This window comes from Polaribacter sp. R77954, from assembly GCF_044595335.1.
In the GTDB taxonomy this organism is placed as follows: Bacteria; Bacteroidota; Bacteroidia; order Flavobacteriales; family Flavobacteriaceae; genus Polaribacter.
Genome location: NZ_CP138992.1, coordinates 598,927 through 621,825 on the forward strand (window position 1 = coordinate 598,927; position 22,899 = coordinate 621,825).

At 30.6% G+C, this 22,899-nt stretch carries 18 protein-coding genes, 1 other RNA gene and 1 riboswitch; of the genes, 5 read left to right on the top strand and 14 right to left on the bottom strand.

Going from position 1 to position 22,899, the window contains the following annotated elements; genetic code table 11:
• Positions 1–13: 13 nt before the first annotated feature.
• The 9 genes from SJY27_RS02615 to SJY27_RS02655 all read right to left on the bottom strand — a co-directional run bounded on the left by SJY27_RS02615 (position 14) and on the right by SJY27_RS02655 (position 12,942).
• Positions 14–2,284 (bottom strand): aconitate hydratase, encoded by a 2,271-nt coding sequence (locus tag SJY27_RS02615; protein WP_397446698.1) that lies wholly within the window; start codon positions 2,282–2,284, stop codon positions 14–16.
• Positions 2,285–2,482: 198 nt separating this feature from the next.
• Positions 2,483–5,263 (bottom strand): bifunctional aconitate hydratase 2/2-methylisocitrate dehydratase, encoded by a 2,781-nt coding sequence (locus SJY27_RS02620; protein ID WP_397446699.1) that lies wholly within the window; start codon positions 5,261–5,263, stop codon positions 2,483–2,485.
• A 230-nt stretch (positions 5,264–5,493) separates the two neighbouring features.
• Positions 5,494–5,799: RNase P RNA component class A (gene rnpB, locus SJY27_RS02625), an RNA gene on the bottom strand.
• 244 nt (positions 5,800–6,043) lie between these two features.
• The gene (gene dnaJ, locus SJY27_RS02630; protein ID WP_397446700.1) at positions 6,044–7,183 is read right to left on the bottom strand and encodes a molecular chaperone DnaJ; all 1,140 of its coding nucleotides are present in this window, start codon (positions 7,181–7,183) and stop codon (positions 6,044–6,046) included.
• An 80-nt stretch (positions 7,184–7,263) separates the two neighbouring features.
• On the bottom strand, positions 7,264–7,809 hold the full coding sequence (locus SJY27_RS02635) for a nucleotide exchange factor GrpE (RefSeq protein ID WP_397446701.1): 546 nt from the start codon (positions 7,807–7,809) through the stop codon (positions 7,264–7,266).
• Between the two features lie 90 nt (positions 7,810–7,899).
• Positions 7,900–8,445 (bottom strand): NUMOD4 domain-containing protein, encoded by a 546-nt coding sequence (locus SJY27_RS02640; RefSeq protein ID WP_397446702.1) that lies wholly within the window; start codon positions 8,443–8,445, stop codon positions 7,900–7,902.
• Positions 8,446–8,532: 87 nt separating this feature from the next.
• Complete coding sequence (murA, locus tag SJY27_RS02645; RefSeq protein WP_397446703.1) at positions 8,533–9,843, bottom strand: UDP-N-acetylglucosamine 1-carboxyvinyltransferase; 1,311 nt, start codon at positions 9,841–9,843, stop codon at positions 8,533–8,535.
• Positions 9,844–9,845: 2 nt separating this feature from the next.
• Entirely contained in the window at positions 9,846–10,493 is a 648-nt protein-coding gene (locus SJY27_RS02650) for a DUF4290 domain-containing protein (RefSeq protein ID WP_397446705.1), read from the bottom strand.
• 127 nt (positions 10,494–10,620) lie between these two features.
• Complete coding sequence (locus SJY27_RS02655; RefSeq protein ID WP_397446706.1) at positions 10,621–12,942, bottom strand: ATP-dependent helicase; 2,322 nt, start codon at positions 12,940–12,942, stop codon at positions 10,621–10,623.
• A gap of 222 nt (positions 12,943–13,164) precedes the next feature.
• Here SJY27_RS02655 and SJY27_RS02660 point away from each other — a divergent pair, with 222 nt between their 5' ends.
• The 3 genes from SJY27_RS02660 to SJY27_RS02670 are packed head-to-tail and all read left to right on the top strand — an operon-like array spanning position 13,165 to position 15,014.
• Positions 13,165–13,794, top strand: coding sequence for a SatD family protein (locus SJY27_RS02660; RefSeq protein ID WP_397446707.1), 630 nt, complete (start codon positions 13,165–13,167; stop codon positions 13,792–13,794).
• A complete protein-coding gene (locus SJY27_RS02665; protein WP_397446708.1) occupies positions 13,779–14,498 on the top strand; it encodes a DUF3307 domain-containing protein in 720 nt (239 codons plus the stop codon). Before SJY27_RS02660 ends, SJY27_RS02665 begins: the two co-directional genes overlap by 16 nt.
• A 3-nt stretch (positions 14,499–14,501) precedes the next feature.
• Positions 14,502–15,014 carry a hypothetical protein gene (locus SJY27_RS02670; RefSeq protein ID WP_397446709.1) on the top strand — a complete coding sequence of 171 codons (513 nt, stop codon included), beginning with the start codon at positions 14,502–14,504 and terminating at the stop codon, positions 15,012–15,014.
• A gap of 175 nt (positions 15,015–15,189) precedes the next feature.
• Here SJY27_RS02670 and SJY27_RS02675 read toward each other — a convergent pair whose 3' ends face one another.
• A complete protein-coding gene (locus tag SJY27_RS02675; protein WP_397446710.1) occupies positions 15,190–17,136 on the bottom strand; it encodes a TonB-dependent receptor plug domain-containing protein in 1,947 nt (648 codons plus the stop codon).
• 149 nt (positions 17,137–17,285) lie between these two features.
• A riboswitch (cobalamin riboswitch) is annotated at positions 17,286–17,511 on the bottom strand.
• Between the two features lie 74 nt (positions 17,512–17,585).
• Between SJY27_RS02675 and SJY27_RS02680 the strand changes: the two genes are divergently transcribed.
• A complete protein-coding gene (locus tag SJY27_RS02680; protein WP_397446711.1) occupies positions 17,586–18,623 on the top strand; it encodes a GMP reductase in 1,038 nt (345 codons plus the stop codon).
• Positions 18,620–19,753 carry an ABC transporter substrate-binding protein gene (locus SJY27_RS02685; RefSeq protein WP_397446712.1) on the top strand — a complete coding sequence of 378 codons (1,134 nt, stop codon included), beginning with the start codon at positions 18,620–18,622 and terminating at the stop codon, positions 19,751–19,753. Before SJY27_RS02680 ends, SJY27_RS02685 begins: the two co-directional genes overlap by 4 nt.
• Positions 19,754–19,756: 3 nt before the next feature.
• Here the strand turns inward: SJY27_RS02685 and SJY27_RS02690 are convergent, their stop codons facing one another.
• From SJY27_RS02690 to SJY27_RS02705, 4 genes are all read right to left on the bottom strand, one after another.
• Entirely contained in the window at positions 19,757–19,879 is a 123-nt protein-coding gene (locus SJY27_RS02690; RefSeq protein ID WP_397446713.1) for a hypothetical protein, read from the bottom strand.
• A gap of 216 nt (positions 19,880–20,095) precedes the next feature.
• The gene (locus tag SJY27_RS02695; RefSeq protein WP_397446714.1) at positions 20,096–21,412 is read right to left on the bottom strand and encodes a 7TM diverse intracellular signaling domain-containing protein; all 1,317 of its coding nucleotides are present in this window, start codon (positions 21,410–21,412) and stop codon (positions 20,096–20,098) included.
• Positions 21,402–21,737, bottom strand: a complete 336-nt coding sequence (locus SJY27_RS02700) for a DUF2834 domain-containing protein (RefSeq protein WP_397446715.1) — start codon at positions 21,735–21,737, stop codon at positions 21,402–21,404. The genes SJY27_RS02695 and SJY27_RS02700 overlap by 11 nt, the downstream gene beginning before the upstream one ends.
• 25 nt (positions 21,738–21,762) lie before the next feature.
• Positions 21,763–22,857: a carboxylate-amine ligase gene (locus SJY27_RS02705; RefSeq protein ID WP_397446716.1), complete on the bottom strand. Its 1,095-nt coding sequence runs from the start codon at positions 22,855–22,857 to the stop codon at positions 21,763–21,765.
• Between the last annotated feature and the right edge of the window lie 42 nt (positions 22,858–22,899).

Here is a 22,899-nt window from a genome sequence, read left to right on the forward strand (position 1 = left end):
ATATAATTTATAATTATGAAGCGTTTTGCTTTTTAATTAAGTTTAAAGCAGACCCTTCATAATACCAATCTATCTGTGCCTTGTTATAAGTATGGTTTAATTTAATGGTATCTAAACTTCCATCAGCATGCACAATTTCTAATGTTAATTGTTTGTCTGGTGCAAATTCATTTAAATCAACAAAGTTAAAGCTATCATCTTCTTGAATTAAGTCATAATCTGCTTCATTATCAAAGGTTAACCCTAACATACCTTGTTTTTTCAAGTTGGTTTCATGAATTCTTGCAAAAGATTTTACAATAACAGCAGCAACACCTAAATGTCTAGGTTGCATTGCAGCATGTTCTCTAGAGGAACCTTCTCCATAATTATGATCTCCAATAACCACTGTTTTAATACCCTCTTTTTTGTAGGCTCTCTGTACTGCAGGAACAGCATCATAATCTCCTGTTAATTGATTTTTAACAAAATTTGTTTTCTTATTGTATGCGTTTACAGCACCAATTAAGGTGTTATTTGCAATATTATCTAAGTGCCCTCTAAAACGTAACCAAGGTCCTGCCATAGAAATATGGTCTGTGGTACATTTTCCGAAGGCTTTAATCAATAACTTAGCACCAGTAATTGATTCTCCTAAAGGCTCAAATGGTGTTAATAACTGTAGCCTTTCTGAATCTTCATTTACTGCAATTTCTACGCTGCTTCCATCTTCTTTAGGTGCTAAATAACCATTTTCTTTAACATCAAAACCTTTTGGAGGTAATTCCCATCCAGTTGGTTCGTCTAACATTACCTCTTCACCGTTTTCATTGATTAAAGTATCTTTTAAAGGATTAAAATCTAAACGACCCGCAATTGCAATAGCCGCTGTAATTTCTGGTGAAGCCACAAAAGCGTGCGTATTAGGATTACCATCTGCTCTTTTAGCAAAGTTTCTGTTGAAAGAATGAACAATACTGTTTTTAGGTGCATTTTTAGGATCTGAATATCTAGCCCATTGCCCAATACAAGGCCCACAAGCATTTGTAAATATTTTAGCACCTAATTTTTCAAAGATTCCTAAAATACCATCTCTATCTGCTGTATATCTAACTTTTTCAGATCCAGGATTGATACCGAATTCTGCTTTTGTTTTTAAACCTTTATCTAAAGCTTGTTGCGCTATAGATGATGCTCTTGATAAATCTTCATAAGATGAGTTTGTACAAGAACCAATTAACCCCCACTCTACTTGCATTGGCCAATCATTTTCTTGTGCTTTTTTAGTCATTTCTGAACCAACTGTTGTTGATAAATCTGGTGTGAATGGGCCATTTAGTAAAGGTCCTAATTCAGATAAATTGATCTCAATAACTTGATCAAAATAATTTTCTGGATTTGCATACACTTCTGGATCTGCAGTTAAATAGTCTTTAACCGTATTTGCAGCATCTGCAACATCTGCTCTTTCTGTAGCACGTAAATAACGTTCCATAGATTCATCATAACCAAAAGTAGATGTAGTTGCACCTATTTCAGCTCCCATATTACAAATGGTACCTTTTCCTGTACAAGACATAGAAGTTGCACCAGGGCCAAAATACTCTACAATTGCACCTGTACCTCCTTTTACAGTTAAGATTTCTGCAACTTTTAAAATAACATCTTTGGGCGCTGTCCAGCCAGAAAGCTTACCTGTTAATTTTACGCCAATTAATTTGGGAAATTTTAATTCCCAAGCCATTCCAGCCATTACATCTACTGCATCTGCACCACCAACTCCAATAGCTACCATACCTAAACCACCAGCATTTACTGTATGAGAATCTGTACCAATCATCATTCCTCCTGGAAAAGCATAGTTTTCTAAAACAACTTGGTGAATAATACCTGCACCCGGTTTCCAAAAACCAATACCATATTTATTAGAAACAGATTCTAAAAAATTAAAAACTTCGCTACTTGTGCTATTGGCATGTTTTAAATCTGTTGCAGCACCTTCTTTAGCTTGTATTAAATGATCGCAATGTACAGTGGTAGGTACAGCTACTTTAGGCTTACCTGCTTGCATAAATTGTAATAACGCCATTTGTGCTGTTGCATCTTGACAAGCAATTCTATCTGGTGCAAAATCTACATAATCCTTACCTCTTGTAAATTCTTTTGAAGGAACTCCATCCCATAAATGAGAATACAAAATTTTTTCTGCCAACGTAAGTGGTTTTCCTGTTATATTACGAGCGGCATCAACGCGTTCTGTCATATTTGCGTAAACTTCTTTAATCATATCGATATCAAATGCCATAAGTATAATTTTTTTAGTTATTGTTATTCCACTAATTTAAATAAATTTATATGGATAACAATTGTCATCCTTAATTTTATTTTTATGAAACTATTTTTAGAATCTATTTATACCATAAAATATCTTTTTTAGTTTTTTTACAAAAAAAAAGCCCAAGTTAAAACTTGAGCTTTAATATTTATACTTAAAGTTAAAAAATTAACTTACTAATTCTTTTTGTGAAGGTTTAAACTTTGTTAACACAATACCATCAACAGCTTTTTCGTACTCTGCCATAGTTGGAGTTCTACCTAAAATTGTAGACAACACTACTACTGGAGTAGAAGATAATAAAGACTCTCCTTTTTTCTCTCCTGTATCTTTTACAACTCTTCCTTGAAACAAACGTGTTGAAGTAGCCATTACAGTATCTCCTGGTTCTGCTTTTTCTTGGTTACCCATACATAAGTTACATCCTGGACGCTCTAAGTATAACATATTTTCATACTTTGTACGTGCTAAACCTTTAGGTGCAGAATCATCAAATTCAAAACCTGAGTATTTTTGCAATACTTCCCAATCTCCTTCAGCTTTTAATTCATCAACAATATTATATGTTGGTGGTGCTACTACTAAAGGTGCTTTAAATTCTATTTCTCCTTGTTGCGCTTCTATATTTTTTAACATTTGCGCTAAAATTTGCATATCACCTTTATGAATCATACAAGAACCAATAAAACCTAAATCTACTTTTTTAGTTCCTCCATAGAAAGATAATGGGCGAATAGTATCGTGTGTATAACGTTTAGAAACATCTTCATTATTCACATCAGGATCAGCAATCATTGGTTCAGCAATTTCATCTAAATCAATAATAACATCAGCATAATAATTTGCATCAGCATCTGGCTTTAAAGCAGGTTTTGTTCCTGTTTTTAGTTCTTGAATTCTATTATTGGCCTTATCAACTAAACCTTGTAACATTTGCTTTTCATTATCCATACCCTTATCAATCATAATTTGAATACGATCTCTAGAAATTTCTAATGATTCAATTAAAGTTTCTTCTTCTGAAATACAAATAGAAGCTTTAGCTTTCATTTCTGCGGTCCAATCTGTAAATGTAAATGCCTGGTCTGAAGTTAAAGTACCAATATGAACTTCAATAATTCTACCTTGAAAAACGTTTTCTCCTCCAAACTGTTTTAACATTTGTTGTTGAGTTGCATGCACTACATCACGAAAATCCATGAAACTTTTCATTTCACCTTTAAAGGTAACTTTAACAGACTCAGGAATTGGCATCGTAGCTTCACCAGTAGCTAATGCTAAAGCAACAGTACCAGAATCTGCACCAAAAGCCACACCTTTAGACATACGTGTATGAGAATCTCCACCTATTATAATATCCCAATCATCAACAGTAATGTCATTTAACACTTTGTGAATTACATCTGTCATTGCATGATATTGACCTTTAGGATCACGTGCTGTAATTAATCCAAAATCATTCATAAATGTCATTAACCTTGGAATATTTGCTTTAGATTTATCATCCCAAACAGATGCTGTATGACACCCAGATTGATAACCTGCATCTACTATTGGAGATACAATAGTTGCTGCCATCATTTCTAATTCTTGAGAAGTCATTAATCCTGTAGTATCTTGAGAACCTACAATGTTAACTTCTACACGAACATTAGAACCTGCATGTAAAGTTTTTCCTGGAGTTGTACCTACTGCATTTTTATTGAAAATTTTCTCAACAGCAGTTAAACCCTGCCCCTCAATAGACACTTCTTTAGAAGGCGCATACACTTGTGGAATATCTATGCCTAATATTTTACAGGATAACGTTTGTAATTTTTTACCAAAAACTACAGCGTACGAACCACCAGCTTTAATAAATTCCATTTTTGGAGGTGTAAGCGCTGTAGAAATATCTTTAAGCTCAACATTACCACTGTATAATTTCTTTTCTTTTGTGTTTATAGTTAAAACTGTGCCTGTTTTAACAGAATACATTTGCTTTAAAATTGGTTCTCCATCAGCATCAACAATAGTATTACCATCTGCATCTTTTTGTTGTACCCAATTTTTTAAATCGATACCAATACCACCTGTTACCCCAACTGTTGTTAAAAAAATTGGTGCAATACCATTTGTACCTGCAATTACTGGAGCAATATTGATAAATGGTACATAAGGACTTGAAGAAACACCTGTCCATAATGCCACATTATTTACACCAGACATTCTTGAAGACCCCACTCCCATTGTTCCTTTCTCAGCGATTAACATCACTCTCTTATCTGGGTGTTGCTCTTTTAAAGCTAGCAATTCTTGTTGCATTTCTTTATTATGCTCAAACATACACTGACCATGTAATTCACGATCGGATCTAGAATGTGCATCTGCACCAGGTGATAACAAATCTGTAGAAATATCACCAACACCAGCTATAAAAGTTACAATTTCAATTTCTTCTTCAACTTCAGGAAGTTTGGTAAAAAACTCTGCTTGAGCATAACTTTCTATTAGTTCTTTAGAAATTGGACAACCTTTTTTGTAAGCACCCTCTAATCTTGCTACATCAGCCTCATATAAAAATACTTGAGTTTTTAATACTTCTGCAGCTTGTTTAGCTATATTAATATCTTTACCTAATAAAACTAAATCTAATAAAACTTCAATAGAAGGTCCTCCTTTCATGTGAGATAATAACTCAAATGCAAATTCAGTAGAGATTTCTTCAACTTTTGATTCACCTAGAATAATTTCTTTTAAAAAATTTGCTTTTACACCTGCAGCACTTGTGGTACCAGGTAAAACATTATAGATGAAAAAATTTAGAGAATCTTTTCTAAACTCATTATCTACATCTTTAATTTGACTGATAATTTCGCTTAGTAACTCTGCACCGTCAATTGGCTTAGGATGAAGCCCTTGATTTTTTCGATCTTCTATCTCTATGAGATAATCTTTGTAAGTATTCATGAAGTAAATCTTTTTTAAACTTATAGCTTTACAATTTGTAGATTTTAAAAGCTTATAGTTTGAATTTTTATAAATTTTAGCGTCGCAAACTTACATTTTTTATCTTTATTTTGAAAGATAAATAATAGATTAGGACTATTAATAAATAAAAAAAGATTATTTACAAAAAGTTTGAGTTTTTAATAACAAAACATCAATAAAAATATCAATCTTTAAAGATTTTATAAAAAATAAAAAGCAGACTAGTAAGCCGAATTCTGTTCCTTTAAAAAGGCTCTTATCATTTATCTAGTCTCGACATTGCTATCGAAATCAATCTGCCTACCCTTTAGAATCGAGCGAGTAGCTCTCAAGCTCTAATATACATGGCATTGCACCTCATAGAGTTTACCTGGTTTCACTACAGCCTAACTGTACTTGCTTTCTGTTGCACTTGTCCTCAACTTACGTTGGACGGATGTTATCCGCTATGAATACTCTGTGGTGTTCGGACTTTCCTTCACGCCAAATACGTGACGATAAGATAAGTCTGCTTTAAATTTTATTATCTTTTATGTTTGAACTTTTTATCATTTTTTTAGCAAACTTTTTTAAAAAAATATAAATAATTACTTTTAAATTAAAAAACCCACTCAAATATAATTTGAGTGGGAAAAATTGCTATGAAAAAGAAAAAGTGTTATCGATTTCTCGACAACAATACAAATATATATTAAAAATAGTTATCAAAAAACATTTATGACAAATTTTATATACTTTTTTTTCTTTTTTAATACTTTTTTAAGAAAACATGTCTTTTACTTTCTCAAAAAATGATTTATCAGATTTGTTTGGGTTAGGTGAAAAATTATCATCTTCTAACATGTTTTCAAAGAATTGTTTTTGTTCTTTATTCAGTTCTTGAGGTGTCCAAACATTTGTATGAATTAAGAAATCACCTGTACCATAACGCTCTATGCTTGGTAAACCTTTTCCTTTTAATCTTAATATTTTTCCAGATTGGGTTCCTGCTTCAATCTTTATTTTAACTTTTCCAGTAACTGTTTCTACTTCTTTGCTTGTACCTAAAACAGCTTCAGAAAAGTTGATATACAAATCGTAATGAATATTTGTACCTTCTCTTTTTAATGTTTCGTGTGGAATTTCTTCAATCAACACTAATAAATCACCTGAAATAGAATTTTTACCTGGTGCTTCATTACCTTTTCCTCCTACTTTTAATTGCACACCCTCAGTAACACCTGCAGGAATATTAATTGGCACTGTTTCTTCTTTAACCACTAAACCTTGTGCATCTGCACCATTTGGTTTTGAACTAATAATTTCTCCAGCTCCAGAACATGTACTACAAGTAGTTGCAGTTTGCATTCTACCTAAAATTGTGTTCTGTATTCTCATCTCTTGACCAGAACCATTACAAGTTGTACAGGTTTTATACCTAACCCCACTTGCTTGAACTTTTCTACGTACTTTTACTTTCTTTTCTACACCTTTGGCAATTTCTTCTAAGGTAAGTTTTACACGAATACGCATATTACTACCTTTAACTCTAGCTTGTCTTTGGCCTCCACCACCAAAGCCGCCAAAACCACCACCAAAGCCACCACCTCCACCTCCGAAGATGTCTCCAAACTGGCTAAATATGTCATCCATATTCATTCCACCACCACCAAAGCCACCACCACCTTGAGGACCATCAAAAGCTGCGTGACCATATTGGTCGTAACGTGCTTTTTTGTTTTCATCACTTAAAACCTCATAAGCTTCTGCTGCTTTTTTAAAGTTTTCTTCTGCTGTGGTATCACCAGGATTTTTATCTGGATGATATTTTATAGCCATTTTTCTATAGGCCTTTTTTATCTCTGCTTGAGTAGCAGATTTAGATATCCCTAATATTTCGTAAAAATCTTGTTTTGCCATTTTCTTTTAGTTTGCAGTTTGCAGTTTTCAGTGAGCAGTCAGTTACTACTGGCTACTGCTTACTGTATACTGAAAACTAATTACTGTCCTATAACTACTTTTGGATAACGAATAATTTTTTCGCCTAATTTGTAACCTTTTTCAACACAATCAATTACTTTACCTTTTAAATCATCTGATGGCGCAGGTATTTGTGTAATTGCCTCGTGAATTTCAGCATCAAAAGTATCGCCTGCTTTTACTTCAATTGGAGTTAATCCTTTTTGTGTAAGTGTATTATTTAACTTATCGTTAATTAATTGCATGCCTTTTAATAACTCTTTGTCTTTTGCTTTTTTAATTTCTGCCAAACCTCTTTCAAAATCGTCCATAATTGGCAGCAAAGCCGTCATTAATTCTTGACTTGCGGTTTTAAATAGTTCTATTCTTTCTCTTGTTGTTCTCTTTTTATAGTTTTCAAACTCAGCAAATAAACGTAAAAATTTATCTTTTTCTACTTGAATCAATTCTTCTGCAGTAGGAGTTTCTTTTTTACTTTCTTCTTCAACTTGTTGATTTTCTTCAACTTGAGAGATATTTTCTTCTTGTTTGATTTCTTCTTCTTTAATTTCTTCTTGCTTACTCATTTTTCAGTAATCGTTAAATTGTTTACAATTTATTGTCAAAAATGTTGCCAATAAAAAAATAGTGTCAAATTGACACTATTACAAATTATATTAAATGTGAGACCAATTCTCGCCAGATTTTATTCGGTGTATTTGTGTATCAGAAACACCAAAACGTTTGGCTATCATTGATATTCTTGTTCTATTATTTTTAAGTTGACGCTTAATAATTTTTACCTTACCTGGAGTTAATTTACCTATATTTTTACTTCTTTTTTCTACAACCTTAGCCCAATTTGGGTGATTGAATTGATGTAATTCTTTTTCTCGTTTTGTAGCCCATTTTAAGTTATTTGCCTCATTATTATTTTTGTCGTAGTCTAAATGAATTACAAAGCATTGCTCATCATTTTCTTTCGCTAAAAAATGTTGAGCAACTAGTTTATGCACATATCTACTAGTAGATTTATTATTAACTTCTTGCTTAAGAGATATGGTTTCGTACCCATTTATAAAGGTACGTTTTCTAAGGAATGTTTTTTCGTTTTTACAATTAATTACCCTTCCGTAATTAGAAATTCTAAATTTTTCTTTTTTTGAAATTTTTTCATCAAATTGAATTTCTTTCCATTCTTCTTGCCATAAATTTCTGATCATTTTCTAAAAGTTTAATTAATATAACATTTCATAAAACATTTTCCTTTTCTTCATTTTTAATTTTCCTTTTAATAGCAAGTTTACTTTTTAACGTTCTATTCTTTCAATTTTTGCACCAATAGATTTTAATCTAGCTTCAATGTTTTCGTAACCTCTATCTATTTGCTCTATATTATGAATGATACTTGTTCCTTTTGCAGAAAGTGCTGCAATTAGCAATGAAATTCCTGCTCTAATATCTGGAGACGTCATTGTAGTTGCTTTGAGAGGGCTTTCAAAATTTTGGCCAATAACAGTAGCTCTATGAGGATCGCACAAAATTACTTTTGCACCCATATCTATTAATTTATCTACAAAAAATAGACGGCTTTCAAACATTTTTTGATGAATGAGTACTGTACCTTTTGCCTGTGTTGCAATTACCAAAACTATACTTAATAAATCTGGAGTAAAGCCAGGCCAAGGTGCATCTGCCACTGTTAATACTGAACCATCTATATAATTTTGAATTTCATAAGATTCTTGTTCTGGGATATAAAGATCATCATCTATTTTTTCAAATTCGATACCCAATTTTGCAAATATATTCGGAATTTGACCTAAATTTTCCCAACTTACATTTTTAATGGTTAATTCTGATCTTGTCATTACAGCAACACCAATCCAAGAACCAATTTCTATCATGTCTGGCAAAACTCTGTGAACGCAACCACCTAAAGTTTTAACTCCAGAAATTGTTAATAAATTAGAGCCTACACCAGTAATGTTTGCTCCCATTTTATTTAACATTTTACATAATTGTTGAATGTAGGGTTCGCAAGCGGCATTATAAATGGTTGTGGTTCCTTTAGCTAAAACTGCTGCCATTAAAATATTAGCAGTACCTGTTACAGAGGCTTCACCTAATAACATATCAGTACCAATCAATTCATCTGCTTCTACTCCGTAAAAATATTCCTCTTTATTATACCTAAAGATTGCCCCCAAGTTAATAAAACCCTCAAAATGCGTATCTAACCTTCTACGACCAATTTTATCTCCACCAGGTTTAGGAATATAACCTTTTCCAAAACGAGCTAGTAACGGACCTACTATCATAATAGAGCCTCTTAACGAACTACCATCTCTTTTAAATTCCGGAGATTCTAAATACTTTAAATTTATTTCATCTGCTTGAAAAGTATAAGAATTACTGCTTAATTTATTGATTTTAACCCCTAATTCACCAAGAATGAAAATAAGCTTGTTCACATCAATAATATCTGGAACATTATGTACAGTAACTTTTTTGGGTGTTAATAAAACTGCACACAATATTTGTAAAACTTCATTTTTTGCTCCTTGTGGAGTGATGGTTCCATGTAATTTATGCCCACCTTCAATTTTAAATGATGCCATTTTTAATATCTTTTTCTACCTTTATTATGGTGAGGTTTTTTGTGATTGTTTTTAGAATGGTTTTGACCCTGAGAGTTTCTTTTTCTCAATAAATTTTTGCTTTCGGTTAAAACTTCTTCTGAATTTCTTAAATCTATTTTACCATCTGATAGATCAAATAAATGTTTAAAAATCACTGCATCATCTACTGTATCTTTGTTCCAATTTAAATAGCATTTTTTCATATGATTTGCTATAGTAAACACCAATGCTTCTTTCATATCACCATCGTCCCAACTTAAAGCAACATCTATCATTGTTTGTATATTGTTACCATAATAACGATATCTTGATGCAGATTTTGGGTATGCTAAAGGTTCTGGTTTTTCTTGTAATTCTTCTTTAGAAGGTTGAGGGTAGGGAGAATCTACATCTAAATTAAACTTTGCCATTATAAAAAGCTGATCCCATAATTTATGCTTAAAATCTGGTACATCTCTTAAATGCGGTTGTAAGTTACCCATAACATCTACAATTGCTTTTGCCATTGTATTGCGTTCTTCTTTGGTTTCTAAAGCCACACAATGATTGACTAATTTTTGAATATGTCTGCCATATTCAGGTATAATCATTAATGTTCTTTCTGAATTATATTCTAAATCAAATGTCATTTATTTGTTTTTGTGAAGTGTTCTCGATAGATTCCGAAATGAATTCGGAACACTCGAACTGACAACTTGTAATTTGTAGTTAAATAAAGTTGCAAAATAACACTTTATTTTTGTTTTTTGAAGATTTTTACCCAATCACCTTTAATTTTGCAAATTGTAGCAATAATTTCTTCTTACCAACTGTACTAAATTTAATTTCTGCTTTTTTATTTGGCCCTTTTCCTTCTAAAGCAATTACCTCTCCAGCACCAAATCTATTGTGCTCAACAATATTACCTACTACTACATCACCATCAAATAAATTTGTTTTTGATGTGGCTTGAGATACTTTTTTTAAGTTTTTTGGAATCGTAATTTCTTTCTTTTTTAAAATATCACGTTCTATTTTTTTACGCTGAATTGGTTTTTGAAAACGGATTCCTTTCGGTGCATCACCAAAAATACTTTGATCTACAAATCTGTTTACAGAAGGTTCAGGTACTTTAGGTGTAATATAATGTAAAAATTGATCGTCTATTTCTTCTAAAAATCGGCTTGGTTCAGCATCAACTAATTTTCCCCATCTGTAACGTGTTTGTGCATAACTTAAATACGCTACTTTTTCTGCTCTGGTTAAGGCTACATAAAATAACCTACGCTCTTCTTCTAACTCACTTCTGGTGTTCATACTCATTGCAGAAGGAAATAGATTTTCTTCTAAACCTACAATATATACGTACATATATTCTAATCCTTTAGATTGATGAATGGTCATTAAAGAAACACTCGGTTTATCGTTATTTTTCTTAGAATCAAAATCTGTAGCTAAGGCAACATCTTCTAAAAACGTGGTTAAAGAAGCATCTTCACCTTCTTCTATTTTATCGGTAATAAAGTCTTTTATTCCGTTTAAAAGTTCTTGCACATTTTCGACTTTGCTTACAGCTTCTGGAGTGCCATCTTTTTCTAAATCTTTAATTAATCTTGTTTGTTTTACAACTGTTTCTGCAATTTCAAAGGCATTTTTAGTTTGCGATTCTATTTGCAAACGCAAAATCATATTCATAAAATTCTGGAGCTTATTTTTAGTTCCTGAATTAATTTTTATATCGATTTTATCAATATATTTTATGATTTCAAAAATTGATTTTTTATAATGATTGGCAGCAATGGTAAGCCTATCAATAGTAGTTGCTCCAATTCCTCTTGCAGGATAATTAATAATTCGTTTTAAAGCTTCTTCATCATTTGGGTTAATCAGAATGCGTAAATAAGACAAAATGTCTTTGATTTCTTTTCGCTGGTAAAATGAAATTCCACCATAAATGGTATACTCAATATTTTTTTTACGCAACGCATCTTCAATGGCTCTAGATTGTGAATTGGTTCTGTACAATACACAAAAATTATCTGGAGTCATTTGATTGGTATTCATATTTTCCCAAATAGATTGAGCTACAAAACGCCCTTCTTCACCATCAGAAATGGTTCGCATTACATTTATAGAATCTCCAGGGTCATTACTGGTCCAAACTTCTTTGTCTAACTTAGTTTTATTTTTTGCTATTACTGAGTTTGCAGCGTTTACTATGTTTTTTGTAGAACGATAATTCTGCTCTAATTTAAAGGTTTTTACATCAGGATAATCCTTTTGAAAGTTCAAGATATTCTGAATATTTGCGCCCCTAAAACTATAGATACTTTGAGAATCATCACCCACCACACAAATATTGCCAAATTTATCGGCTAAAGCTCTTACAATAATATATTGAGAGTGATTTGTATCTTGATACTCATCTACCATAATATATCTAAACCTGTCTTGGTATTTTGCTAAAACATCTGGAAAACGCGCTAATAACTCATTAGTTCTCAGCAATAAATCATCAAAATCCATTGCACCAGATTTGAAACATCGATCTACATACTCTTTGTAAATATCACCAACTTTTGGTCTGCTTGCATGCATATCTGCCTCTTGCAAATCAGTATTATTAAAATAGGCTCTTACTGTAATTAAGCTATTTTTAAATGATGAAATTCGACTTAAAATCTGTTTGGGTTTATAACGTTCTTTATCTAAGTTGAGTTCTTTTATAATGGCTGTAATTAAGCGAACAGAATCTTGGGTATCGTAAATGGTAAAGTTTGATGGAAAACCCAGTTTATCTGCTTCTGAACGTAAAATACGAGCAAAAACCGAGTGGAATGTTCCCATCCAGAGATTTTTTGCTTCACTTTGCCCAACAACTCCAGCAATTCTCTCTTTCATTTCTTTGGCAGCTTTGTTGGTAAAGGTTAGCGACAAAATATTAAAAGAGTCTACACCAGATTGCATTAAATGTGCAATTCTATACGTTAGTACTCTTGTTTTACCAGAACCTGCACCTGCAATGATAATCATTGGGCCATCTTTCTGAATTACAGCTTGTTTTTGTGCTTCGTTTAAAGAATTTAAATACGTATTCAATAGTTTATAGTAAAGAATTTAAAAACGTGAAATTAGCCAATCTATTCGTTTTTATAAAGAATGATTGCGAGTTTTTATTCACAAGTTATTAATTTAATAATTCGTCTTAAAACCCGAATATAAATATATTCGCCTTAAAACCCGAATTATTATGTATTCGTCTTAAAACCCGAATTATTTGCTAATTTATGATTTAAAAGTTATTTTTACAAAAAATTAATCATGACAAGCATTTTAACTGGCGATATTATAAATTCTAGAACAGTTCATCCAGATAACTGGCTACCTTTATTAAAAAGTGAATTTAACAGTGTTGGAAAAACTCCGAAAACTTGGGAAATATTTAGAGGAGATAGTTTTCAAATTGAGATAGAAGAAGCTGAAAACGGACTTCTTTTTGCTATAAAATTAAAGGCTGTTTTAAAGCAAATAAAAAATTTAGATGTAAGAATTGGGATTGGAATTGGCAAAAAAAACAATAATTATGAAAATATAACCGAAGGAAATGGAGAAGCGTTTATTTTTAGTGGAAAAGCATTTGACGCTCTAATAAAAAAACAAAATTTAGCTATTTTAACTGATGATGACCAATTTAACGAAATAATGAATAGTACAATAGCTTTAGCCTTATTAACAATGGATAATTGGACAACAAATTCGGCCGAATTTGTTGTAAGGTATTTAAAAAATAGAGGAACTACTCAAAAAATATTGGCTAAAGCGCTAAATATTTCTGAAAGTAGCGCAAGTGAAAGAAGAAAAAGAGCTGGATTAGATGAAATTTTAAGATTCGAAAAAATATTTCGTGATATGGTAACTTATAAAAAAATAAACGGATGTTATTCTTTTTAAAAATTTTATTAACACATTTTTTGGGCGATTTCACATTTCAACCTCATAAATGGGTTAAAGAAAAAGAGAAAAGGAAAATTAAATCGTTACCACTATATTATCACATTAGTGTACATTTATTATTATTACTAATTGTTTTAGGTTTTAACATTCAAAATTATGGTTTAGGCATATTTATGATAATTACCTCTCATTATATAATAGACTTGATAAAACTCTACATCCAAAAGAAAAAAACAAAACGATTTTTATTTTTTACAGATCAAATACTGCACATTTTAATTTTAGTAATTATAGCACACTATTATTATCCTTTCTTAATTTCTTTAGATGCAATTCTTAATAAAAAAACACTTTTATTATTGGTAGCAATTGTGTTATTAATTAGTGTTTCATCTATTCTTATAAAATTAATTATTACACAATGGAATCCTGAAAGTAAAAAAGAAAACGACGATTCTTTAGCAAAAGCAGGACGTTATATAGGTGTTTTAGAACGTCTTTTTGTATTTACCTTTATAATTACAAACCATTGGGAAGGTATTGGATTTTTGTTAGCTGCCAAATCTGTGTTTCGTTTTGGCGATTTAACATCTTCTAAAGACAGAAAATTAACCGAATACATTTTAATTGGTACTTTATTAAGTTTTGGAATTGCCATACTAATAGGTGTTTTATATTTGTACATATTAAATAAATTCTAAATTATGGAAGATAAATTGCTAGAAAGCATTGCCTACATTTTACCAGCAGCAGTAACAGGTTTTGTGGCTTATTATATGTTTAACGGTTTTATACAGCAACAAAATAATGAGAAAAAAATGATGTTGATGGCCGAAAAGAAAAAGGAATCGTTACCCTTAAAACTACAAGCTTATGAGCGTATGTTGTTGTTTTGTGAACGTATAAATCCTGTAAAAATGTTATTAAGAGTAAAACCTTTAACAGATAACACTTCTGATTATTTACAATTGGTGATTGCAAATATTGACCAAGAATTTGAACATAATTTGGTACAACAAATTTATATTTCTAATGATGCTTGGCTGTCTATTATTGCATCTAAAAGAGCAATTATTAACAAATTAACGCAAGTAGCTGAAGTATCTAGTTCTGCTAACGATTTTAGAGAAAATATTTTAATTGATTATTCTAAAACATTACCTCCAACAGAAACTGCTATAGATTTTATTAAAAGTGAAGTGCGCAAATTACTATAACTAAAAAAAAGGGCTGTCTGAAAAGTAGCTCTATATGTCATTTTGAGCGAAGTAGAAAAATCTAACTATTTGATAATCAAAATTAAGATTTCTCCATTACAGTCGAAATGACAGGGATTTTATACTTTTTAGACAGCCTTTTCTCTAGTTAAATATATTGCTAAAAGAGGACAAATTAAAACTGTAACCTTACTCCTATTTTGTAATTTCTTCCTCTAGTTGAAAAACCTAAAATATCATCATAATCATCGTTCAAAATATTGGTTACGCCTCCAAAAAAGGTAACTGTTTCCTTTAATAATTTATAATTTGCAGTAAAATCTAAAACTTGATAAGGTTCTAAAACAACATCTTCACCAGCTGTACCAAATGAACCATACCTATCAAAAACGGTTCTTTCGCCAACATTTCTATAGGATAAATTAAAAAAAGAATTCTTAAGTCCATTATAATTTAAACTTGCTAAAAATTTATTGGCAGGTATATAATCGTCAAAATCTTCAAATTGATCTCTATCAATAAAAGTATAGGACAAATTAAGCGTTAAAAAATCTGTAGGAATAATATTTGTGTTGAACTCAAAACCACTGGCATCAGAAGAACCATTTGCATATTTAAAAGTAGTATTATCAAAAATAATGGCATCTTCTTCTTTTCTATTAAAGTAAACCACATCTACATTTATCCAATCTTGATAGGCTGCTTCAAAACCAACTTCAAAAGTTTGATTTGATTCTGGTTTTAAATCAATATTACCTGCAAAACCATCGTACAATTGATACAAACTTGGTGCTATAAATGCAGTACTATAAGAAGTGATTAGCTTTAAAGAGGTTTTATCATTTTTAAGCGCCGCAAATGCCAAGTTTACATCATACACTAAATGGTTTCCATAAATGTTATGCATGTTATAGCGCCCTCCAACATTTACACTTAATCCAGAATTACTAATATATACCAAACTAGCATAAGGGTCAACTGTATTAAAATTAGCAATATCTTTATCAATCGTTGCAAACGGAGTTTCGGTTTGATTGGAGTGTTCTTGGTAATTGATTCCTGTAATTAATTGTAAATTTTCAGAGAACTCATACTTATTTACCAAATCTAAATGTATGCTTTGCCCATTAAATTGATAATTATCTAAAGTATTTGAAAAAGAATTGAATTGATCTAAACCTCTTTTTACCTCATTTAAAGAAGCTAAAAGATATAATTGCCCTTTTTTGTAAGTAAAACTAGGCTTAAAACCAAATCTAACTTGTTTTTGATTGCCTTTATTCACATCACTATCTGCAAATGCACCTGCATCAAAATCATATTCAAACTCATCAAAATTAAAAAAAGATTCCATTGAAAATTGTTTATGAAACCTATAGCCTAATTTTAATAAAACATTTCTGCTGTAAAAACCATCTTCTTCAAAAGTAGTATTTGAATTGCTTTTTGCAGACGACATTCCATCAACTTTAGACATATTAAAAGAACTCAAAAAATTGAATTTCCCTAAAGTTCCATTCACAGAAACATTTTGATTGTTATTTGCCGAATTTTCTCCTTTTATTGTTGCTGTATGATTAGTTCCCACACTAGTTTCAAAAGTACCTGAAATTTTATCTTTTGATGATTTCTTTAAAATGATATTAATCACCGCAGTTGCAGCACCAGAGCCATATAAGGTAGATGAAGCACCTTTTAAAATTTCGATACTTTCAATTTGGCTAACTGCCAATAAACGCAAATCAAAATCTTGATTAATAGCTGATTGATCTGTAACAGGCACACCATCAATAAGCACTAAAACCTGCCTACTTCTGCCACCTCTTACATAAATATTTCTTGGTTCTGCTGCATTAGCGTTTACACCTCTAACATCAATACCTACAACAGTATTTAGAATTTCTATTAGGTTTCTACCTGCATTCTCTTGCAATTGTTTCTGGGTAATTTTAGTAATTACTTTACCTGTATTCTCTTTTTTTAAGGCAAACTTTGTAGCCGTAACTACAACTTCATCTAAAGATTCTACGTTGTCCTTTTGCTTTTTGTTTTGTTGTGCAAAAAGGTTTTTACTGGCAAAACTGCATACCAGCATACTAACAATTAATAATTGTTTTTTCATTGTAATGATTTACTTTAAAATTTTGCCTTTTACTTTTTTTTGAAAAGACAATAATTGGTTATTCCGAATAATATTTTCGGATTTTTTAAATAAATCAGGTAAATTTTGTGTACAAATAAATATTAGTACATAAACTTTTATCCCGAAAGTTTTCTACTCGTGAAAATGGCAGGTCTCCTGACTTGTTTTTATGTTATTTGCCTTCCCAACAATATATGTCAGTGACTTAAGAATAAATAACATCCTCTACAGAGGTACTGAAACTAGTTCAGTATAAACTTACAGTTGCGGGTACAGTTCTGGTTTTTCACCAGATTCCCTTTTAATTTAATGTAGAACGATTTCTACATCAAAACCAAAATCTGGGCAAATGTAGACGTATTATTTTTAAGAATCTAATAAATTCTATTATCAATTTTATATCTTTAACATTCAATATTTAATGATTTATGAGAATAGAAAATGACCTAAAATTGGGTTTTAAAGATGTAATGATTCGCCCTAAACGTTCTACATTAAAATCTCGTTCACAAGTTAGCTTAGAAAGAGAATTTAAATTTTTACATAGTAATATTGTATGGAAAGGCGTACCCATTATGGCTGCAAATATGGATACTGTAGGCACTTTTAAAATGGCTACTGCATTAGCAAAACACAAAATGTTTACAGCAATCCATAAACATTATTCTATAGAACAATGGCGAAAATTTGCTTCAAACGCTACTAAAGAAGTTTTAAATAACATCGCTGTAAGTACAGGAACAGGAAAAGAAGATTCCGAAAAAGTAAAAACAATTTTAAATGAATTTCCACAAATCAATTTTATTTGTATTGATGTTGCCAATGGTTATTCTGAACATTTTGTAAAATTTGTTAAAAAAATGCGTAAAAACAATCCTCATAAAATTATTATTGCTGGTAATGTAGTTACTGGTGAAATGGTAGAAGAATTGTTATTAGCGGGTGCTGACATTATAAAAGTAGGTATTGGCCCAGGTTCTGTATGCACAACCAGAGTAAAAACAGGTGTGGGTTACCCACAATTGTCTGCAATTATAGAATGTGCTGATGCTGCTCATGGAATGGGTGGTCAAATTATTTCTGATGGAGGATGTAAAATTCCTGGAGATTTATCTAAGGCTTTTGGTGGCAGTGCAGATTTTGTAATGCTGGGTGGTATGTTAGCAGGACACACAGAAAGTGGAGGCGAATTGATTGAAAAAAATGGAGAAAAGTTTAAAGCTTTTTATGGCATGAGTTCAGAAACTGCCATGAACAAACATTCTGGTGGTGTTGCCAATTACAGAGCATCCGAAGGAAAAACAGTTGCAGTACCATTTAGAGGCGATGTGGAACACACCATTGTTGACATTTTAGGTGGCATACGTTCTACTTGCACTTATGTTGGCGCAAAAAGATTGAAAGAATTAACTAAAAGAACTACGTTTATTAGAGTTCAAGAACAAGAAAATCAAGTGTATTCATGATTAAAAAGTTAGTAGTTTTTAGTTGTTGGTTTTTAGTATTTTTTTCTTGTAAAAAAGAAATTCAAAAAAACGATTCTGAAATAACACATAAAAGCAGCATAAAATATGCAAAAGGCTTTGATATTGTTGATGAAAATGGTGTAAAAAAGTTGATTATAAAATCCGCTTATCAAAATTCTGAAAATACGTTTGCGTATATCATCAAAAAAAAAAATAAAAATACAATTGTTGATAATAAATATGATGAAATAAATGTTCCTATTGAAAAAATAGTTGTGACATCCACAACACATATTCCTATGATTGAATTATTGAGTGCAGAAACCTCAATAGTAGGCTTCCCCTATTCAAAGTATGTATCTTCAGAAAAAACAAGAGCTTTGATTGATGCTGGAAATATAAAGGAAATAGGAAAAGAAAGTGCTCTAAACACTGAGATTTTATTGGATTTACAACCAGAATTGGTGGTAGGTTATAGCGTTTCTTCTGCTGATAAATCTTTAACAACCATTCAAAAATCTGGAATAAATGTAATATATAATGGAGATTGGTTGGAAGAAAGTCCTTTAGGAAGAGCAGAATGGATTAAGTTTTTTGGTGTTTTGTTTGCAAAAGAAAAGCAAGCAGATAGTATTTTTAAAATGATAGAAAGAAACTATTTAGAAGCGAAACAAATTGCTTTAAAAGCAACTAAACAACCTACTATTTTATCTGGTGCTATTATGAGTAAGGACATTTGGAATTTGCCTGCTGGAAATAGTTTTGTTGCGCAATTTCTAAAAGACGCTAACTTAAATTATTTATGGGAAACTTCGAAAGGAAAAGGAAGCCTTTCTCTGAGTTTTGAAAGCGTGTTTGATAAAGGACAAAATGCTGATTTTTGGATTGCCCCTGGTTATTTTGCATCAAAAGAACAAATGTTAAATAGCAATAGATTATATGAAAAATTCGAAGCATTTCAAAAAAACAAAATTTACACACCAACAACTAAAAAGGGTAAAACTGGTGGCGTACTTTATTACGAATTAGCGCCCACAAGACCAGATTTGGTTTTAAAAGATATTATTAAAATCAGCAATCCTGAATTATTACCCATTTACGAATTTACTTTTTTTGAAAAAATGCAATAACCATTATTGTTGTTGTTGTCCTTCTTGCTGATTTTTAAAGATTTCTTTTTTCTGATGTTGGTTCTTCATAAAAGAAGTCTCTTTTTTAGCCTCTTTTTCTTTTTTATAATCATCTATTTCATTCATAATTTAAACGTTTTAAGTTATTAGATAAATTTATAAAAATAACTTTATAAGACAAGAAAAAACCCTAGAATACATCTAGGGTTCATTATTAAAAATTGGGGGATTTAAAATTGTTGTATATATCAAAAATAATACATAACCATCAGTTTAACTGATTTTACAAGGGTAGTTTATGGGTAGTTTATGGGTTATTTGAGGCTTAAAGGGGTTAAAACATTAATGAAAAGATAAATTAAAGGCTTCTTTTCTGCTTTTAATATGTAACTTTTCATAAATATTTTTAATGTGGAATTTTACAGTATTTATAGAAATATTTACAGTTGTTGCGATTTCTTTATTTGATTTTCCCATCAATATTAAATCAAAAATTTCTCTTTCTCTTACACTTAAATCATCAATATTATTAGTAATTGACTTATTCTTGTTCTCTTTGTTTTTAATATTTAAAAGTTTAGAATAATTGATAATCTCTTGTGTCATAAACTCATTTTCTTCTTTTAGCGTTTTCATTCTATACAAAACGGCTATAGATAATATGATCATTTCTATGAATGCACCAATTTTAATATTATTTTGATTGGTGTGTAATATGGAATATCCTAAAAAATTTAACACAAAAAAATCTACTCCAAGAAATAGAATGATAACAAATGCAAATGATAATATTTTGGTGTAAACGTTCTTTTTAAATAATAAAACTGAACTAAACCAGTAGATTATTAATAAAGAAAACACTAATATATTTACAGAAAGAAGATAATAATAGTTTTTACTATTCAGGTATAATAGTCCTGAAATTATGATAATGATTCCCAAAGCATAACTTAATCTTTTTAGTTTTGGATAATAGTTTTCTAAAAACAAATAACTATTGGCAAATTTAGAAGAGAAAAAAGCCAAACAATAATAGTTTAAAATCATTATTACATTATTTAAACTATCGCTAATATTTAAATAATTTAGCATTCCATCCATAGTAAAAACACCAAAAGATGTACTACCTAAAAACAATGCATAATATAAAAAAGCATCATCTTTAAATAGTAAGTAATAGAATAAATTAAAAATAATTACTAAAAAAGCAAAACCATAATAAAAGCCGTTTAACAAAAAATGGTTGTTTTCTTTTAAAATAGTAGTTTCTAAATTATTAAACTCTACAGGAATATAAGCATGTAATTTTGGTGATACTTTTATATAAACATCATTTTCTCTATTAAATTGATAACTTAAGAAACGTTGATTTTTAAGTTTTTGTAATTTTTTATTGTTTTGATAGGCTTCTACCCCACTAATACGTTCATAAACAATTTTAAAAACGTATTCTGAATTTGTGGGATAAGATGGAATTTTAAACCAATATACATCATCTGAATATTGCTCTAAAATTTGTTTTTTTAGCTTTTGAAAACTACCTAAAGCAATATTTTCTTTCGCAAAAGTATGTGCAGAATCTTTTAAAAAATACACTTGATTTTGACAGATACTCTGAAAAGAAAAGCAAAGTAATAATGCAAATAATTTAAATCTCATTCTGTTTATGCTCAATTGTAATTTCTCTCAAATATAAGAATAATGGAAATGTAAATGCAACTGCAACCAAAAACGTTAACGGAATTAATGTCCACCAATATTTAATTTTAAGTTTAATAGACTCAGGAATCATGAATGCAAAAAAAGTGAAACATACTACAGTTAAATCTGCTCCAAAAGATTTTCCTGCAAAATTTTGTTGTGCATCTTTAAAAAAGCCCACCAAATTAGCGTCTTTTACGGTATTAAAATATTGAATATTATAGTACCAAGTATAACAAATTCCAAGAACAGACAGTAGTAAATAAATGTGTTTACGTTTCATAAATTTATTCTTTTAATACACAACATTAAATTCCTAATATTGTTTGTGCTGTTATATAATCTACAACTTTTGTTAAGTCTTTTGTTTGTTCAAAAACTTGCAATTGTCTGTCTGCTCCTGTACCCATTTTCATCATTTTATAGAGGTATTCTACTTCGTTTCTAGAACCTAATTCATCTAAAACATCATCAACAAAATCAACAAATTCTTGCATTAAAACTGTGGTTTCAACTTCAGATTCTTTTCCAAAATCTATCATTTTACCTTCAATTCCATAACGTCCAGCTCTCCATTTATTTTCATTTATTAATGCTCTGTGATACGTTACAAAATTTAAATTTTGTGTTCTTAATTTATATAATTTAGCTACTAAAGCCTGAATTAAAGCAGCAATACAAACGGTTTCGTTAACAGTCATTGGCACATCGCAAATGCGTACTTCTATTGTTGGAAAAACTGGATGAATACGAATATCCCACCAAATTTTCGTAGGATTATCAATACATTTTGTTTTTACAAGCAAATTTACATAACTTTCATATTGTGCATAATTATCAAAAATACCAGGAATACCTGTTCTTGGAAATTTGTCGAAAACTTTAGACCTAAAAGATTTAAAACCAGTTTTTCTACCTTCCCAAAAAGGTGAATTTGTAGATAAAGCATACAAATGAGGTAAAAAATAACGCATGGCATTTACCAAATGCAAAGCCATATCTTTATCAGCCATACCCACATGTACATGTAACCCAAAAATTAAATTAGACCTTGCTGTGTCTTGCATTTCATTTATAATTTCATCATATCTGGGGTTGGGTGTAATTAATTGTGTTTCCCATTTCGAAAACGGATGTGTACCTGCAGCACCAATTTTATAGCCTAAATCTCCAGCAATGGTAGCAATTGATTTACGAAGTTGAGAAATTTGTTGCCTAGCATCTGTAACATCTTCACAAATATTAGTCCCCACTTCTACCACTGCTTGATGCATTTCTGCTTTTACTTGGTCTTTTAAAACTTTGGCTGCATTGGTTACAATTTTCTGATCATGAGATATTAACTCTCTAGTAATTGGATCAATTACTTGGTATTCTTCTTCAATGCCTAATGTAAACTTCATTAACTTTTGCTTTATTTATAGCTAAATGTATTCATAAAAAGG

Coding starts and splice junctions, on each gene's coding strand:
- SJY27_RS02615 (WP_397446698.1), bottom strand. CDS start 2,284: ATGGCATTTGATATCGATATGATTAAAGAAGTTTACGCAAATATGACA.
- SJY27_RS02620 (WP_397446699.1), bottom strand. CDS start 5,263: ATGAATACTTACAAAGATTATCTCATAGAGATAGAAGATCGAAAAAAT.
- dnaJ (WP_397446700.1), bottom strand. CDS start 7,183: ATGGCAAAACAAGATTTTTACGAAATATTAGGGATATCTAAATCTGCT.
- SJY27_RS02635 (WP_397446701.1), bottom strand. CDS start 7,809: ATGAGTAAGCAAGAAGAAATTAAAGAAGAAGAAATCAAACAAGAAGAA.
- SJY27_RS02640 (WP_397446702.1), bottom strand. CDS start 8,445: ATGATCAGAAATTTATGGCAAGAAGAATGGAAAGAAATTCAATTTGAT.
- murA (WP_397446703.1), bottom strand. CDS start 9,843: ATGGCATCATTTAAAATTGAAGGTGGGCATAAATTACATGGAACCATC.
- SJY27_RS02650 (WP_397446705.1), bottom strand. CDS start 10,493: ATGACATTTGATTTAGAATATAATTCAGAAAGAACATTAATGATTATA.
- SJY27_RS02660 (WP_397446707.1), top strand. CDS start 13,165: ATGACAAGCATTTTAACTGGCGATATTATAAATTCTAGAACAGTTCAT.
- SJY27_RS02665 (WP_397446708.1), top strand. CDS start 13,779: ATGTTATTCTTTTTAAAAATTTTATTAACACATTTTTTGGGCGATTTC.
- SJY27_RS02670 (WP_397446709.1), top strand. CDS start 14,502: ATGGAAGATAAATTGCTAGAAAGCATTGCCTACATTTTACCAGCAGCA.
- SJY27_RS02675 (WP_397446710.1), bottom strand. CDS start 17,136: ATGAAAAAACAATTATTAATTGTTAGTATGCTGGTATGCAGTTTTGCC.
- SJY27_RS02680 (WP_397446711.1), top strand. CDS start 17,586: ATGAGAATAGAAAATGACCTAAAATTGGGTTTTAAAGATGTAATGATT.
- SJY27_RS02685 (WP_397446712.1), top strand. CDS start 18,620: ATGATTAAAAAGTTAGTAGTTTTTAGTTGTTGGTTTTTAGTATTTTTT.
- SJY27_RS02690 (WP_397446713.1), bottom strand. CDS start 19,879: ATGAATGAAATAGATGATTATAAAAAAGAAAAAGAGGCTAAAAAAGAG.
- SJY27_RS02695 (WP_397446714.1), bottom strand. CDS start 21,412: ATGAGATTTAAATTATTTGCATTATTACTTTGCTTTTCTTTTCAGAGT.
- SJY27_RS02700 (WP_397446715.1), bottom strand. CDS start 21,737: ATGAAACGTAAACACATTTATTTACTACTGTCTGTTCTTGGAATTTGT.
- SJY27_RS02705 (WP_397446716.1), bottom strand. CDS start 22,857: ATGAAGTTTACATTAGGCATTGAAGAAGAATACCAAGTAATTGATCCA.